At 72.6% G+C, this 2,155-nt stretch carries 2 protein-coding genes and 1 pseudogene; all 3 read right to left on the bottom strand.

The genetic code is table 11. The annotated features are described in order from the left end of the window. A pseudogene (locus tag SSBG_RS13050) lies at window positions 1-430 on the bottom strand (two-component sensor histidine kinase); the annotation flags it as partial. After that, entirely contained in the window at window positions 427-1,161 is a 735-nt protein-coding gene (locus SSBG_RS13045) for a response regulator transcription factor (protein ID WP_008746608.1), read from the bottom strand. The gene SSBG_RS13045 and the pseudogene SSBG_RS13050, both read right to left, overlap by 4 nt. A 109-nt stretch (window positions 1,162-1,270) precedes the next feature. Further along, window positions 1,271-2,155: S1C family serine protease (locus SSBG_RS13040; RefSeq protein WP_078491293.1), on the bottom strand; the 885-nt coding region annotated here is incomplete at its 5' end.

Below are 2,155 nucleotides of genomic sequence, written 5' to 3'. Positions count from 1 at the left end.
GACGCGGACGTCGCGGCCGTCCGTCGTCGTGCCGTCGCGGGTCTGCGCGCGCGCCCTCGGGGTCGGCGGCGAGCGCGCGGTCGGCGCCGGTGACGCGCACGACCCCCGTCGAGCCGTCCGCGACGCACGGGTGGGCGTAGTCGACGCTGACGATCTGGACGTACATCGGCGCGGACGGCGGGCGCTGCGCGGAGTCCTGCGCGGGGGGCTCGGAGTTGCAGGGGCCCGCGACCGTCTGCACCCACGACAGGTGCACCCGGCCCGCCTGGTCCTTGAGCTGCGAGTCGACCTCGTCGTAGAGCTTGCCGCGGACGAGGAACCAGCAGGCCACCGAGACGACGGCGACCGCGAGGGCCACCGCGGCGGCCGTGAGCAGGGAGAGCCGGGAACGCAGGGGCAGCGCGCGGAAGCGGCGGACGACGCCGGTCACTCGCCACCGCCGCGCAGCACGTAGCCGACGCCGCGCACGGTGTGCACGAGGCGCGGTTCGCCGCCCGCCTCGGTCTTGCGGCGCAGGTACATGACGTAGACGTCGAGGGAGTTGGAGGAGGGCTCGAAGTCGAAGCCCCACACCGTCTTGAGGATCTGCTCGCGGGTGAGCACCTGGCGGGGGTGCGCGAGGAACATCTCCAGGAGGGTGAACTCGGTACGGGTCAGCTCCACGGCACGGCCGCCGCGCGTGACCTCCCGGGTGGCGAGGTTCATGCGGAGGTCGCCGAAGGAGAGCGTCTCCTCGTCGTCGGCGGCCTGCTCGGCGACCGCGTAGGAGGAGCGGCGCAGCAGGGCGCGGATACGGGCGAAGAGCTCGTCCAGCTCGAAGGGCTTGACGAGGTAGTCGTCGGCCCCGGCGTCGAGCCCGGTCACGCGGTCGCCGACGGTGTCGCGCGCGGTGAGCATGAGGACGGGCACGGTGGAGCCGGTGGCGCGCAGGCGGCGGGCGGCGGTGAGGCCGTCCATGCCGGGCATCTGGATGTCCAGGACGACGAGGTCGGGCGGGGTCGCGGCGGCCTGCCGGAGGGCTTCGTGCCCGTCGGCGGCGACCTCGACGCCGTATCCCTCGAAGACGAGGGAGCGGCGCAGCGCCTCCCGGACGGCGGGTTCGTCGTCCACGACGAGGATGCGCTGCTGCCGCTGCTCGCGGTCGCTTTCCTGCGGGCTCATCGCTTCCTGCTCCTCGGTCTGCTCGGGTCCTGTGCGCGGGTGGCCGTCACGGTGCACGCGCCGGTGACGACGGCGCCCAGCCTGCCACGCCAGGGGCCGGACCGGCCGTTCAGTCCTGTGCGCCGGAGCGCAGCTTGGCCAGGTCGGCCTTCACCGTGTTGACGGGGATCGCGAAGCCGAGGCCGACGCTGCCCGCGTCCGAGGAGGAGGACTGACCGCCGCCCGACGCGGCCGAGTACATCGCCGAGTTGATCCCGATGATCGCGCCGTTCATGTCGATGAGCGCGCCGCCGGAGTTGCCCGGGTTGAGGGAGGCGTCGGTCTGGATGGCCTTGTAGGTGGTCGTGGAGTCGCCCGTGTCGCCGTTGAACTGCTCGCCGCCGAACTGGAACGGCCACGAGTCGCCGCCGCCGAAGCCCTGCCCCTGACCGCCCTGGCCACTCTGCCCCTGCTGCTGGCCCTGCGAGCCGCCGCTCTCCTTCGCGACGGTCACGTCCCGGTCGAGTGCCGAGACGATGCCGCTGGTCACCGTGCCGCTCAGGCCCTCCGGGGAGCCGATGGCCACGACGTTGTCGCCGACCTGGAGGTTGTCGGAGTTGCCGAGCGTCGCGGCCTTGAGGCCGGAGGCGTTCTTGAGCTTGATGAGCGCGAGGTCCTTGGAGCTGTCCGTGCCGACGACCTCGGCCGTGTACGTCTTGCCGTTCTTGAGCGCGACCTTGATCTGCTGGGCGCCGGAGACGACGTGGTTGTTGGTGACGATCTCGCCGTTCGACGTGATGACGACACCGGCCCCGGTCGACTGGCCCGCGTTCGATGTGGCGCTGATCTCCACGACGGCGGGGCTGACGGCGGAGGCGACGCCCGCGACCGTGCCCTTGCTCGAATCGGAGACCGTCGTGCCGCTCACCGTCGTGACGGTGTCGCCGCCGTTGCCGCCGCCGAGCTGCTGGAGTCCGTAGGAGGTGGCGCCGCCGACGACCGCGGCGGCGACCGC

It is taken from the genome of Streptomyces sp. SPB074 (genome assembly GCF_000154905.1).
Taxonomy (GTDB): domain Bacteria; phylum Actinomycetota; class Actinomycetes; order Streptomycetales; family Streptomycetaceae; genus Streptomyces.
The sequence above is the reverse complement of the archived record's forward strand: the minus strand, read 5'-3'. Positions and strand labels throughout refer to the sequence as shown.

Coding starts and splice junctions, on each gene's coding strand:
- SSBG_RS13045 (WP_008746608.1), bottom strand. CDS start 1,161: ATGAGCCCGCAGGAAAGCGACCGCGAGCAGCGGCAGCAGCGCATCCTC.